Source organism: Pseudogracilibacillus amylolyticus (SeqCode), assembly GCF_051918545.1.
In the GTDB taxonomy this organism is placed as follows: Bacteria; Bacillota; Bacilli; order Bacillales; family Amphibacillaceae; genus Pseudogracilibacillus.
Genome location: NZ_JBPPZG010000040.1, coordinates 21,977 through 22,498, shown reverse-complemented (window position 1 = coordinate 22,498; position 522 = coordinate 21,977). Strand labels below are relative to the sequence as shown.

Sequence of the window (522 nt, the reverse complement as noted above, 5' to 3'; positions counted from 1 at the left end):
AGCCCTGTTTTCTTACCGTGTGCTTTGAAAATTTCTTCTAATAAGTATGTTGTTGTTGTTTTGCCATTGGTACCTGTTATCCCAATTAAAGGGAAGTTATGTGTCGGATGCTGATAAAATTCAGTAGCCAAAATAGCAAGCGCCTTTGTTGTATCTGGTACGATAATTGTAATCGCAGGAGATACATCGAGTGGTTTTTCAGAAATGATAGCAACTGCCCCACTTTGAGCAGCCTGCTTGGCAAATGAATGCCCGTCTACTGTAAAACCTTTAATGCAGACAAACATATCCCCTTTTTCAATTTTACGATTATCCATTTTGATTCCGTTAATATCTATATTCTTTATTTCTTGATTTGTTGAATAAAACGGCAAAGCCGAAAGAAGTTTTTGTAACTGCATCGTAAATACCTTCTTTGTGTTATTTTTTCATAGCGATTTCTATGCGTGTTCAAAAAGGAGGATAAAAAGGACCCGTCGGCTAAAGGCGCTGACGTCCTGTCAGCAACGCCGACACTAGCAC

The 522-nt window shown here is 38.7% G+C and carries 1 protein-coding gene; it reads right to left on the bottom strand.

All coding sequences use genetic code 11. The annotated features are described in order from the left end of the window. A partial coding sequence (locus ACPYKA_RS06780; protein ID WP_479541589.1) for a Mur ligase domain-containing protein occupies positions 1-401 on the bottom strand: 401 nt, incomplete at its 3' end. Positions 402-522 lie beyond the last annotated feature (121 nt).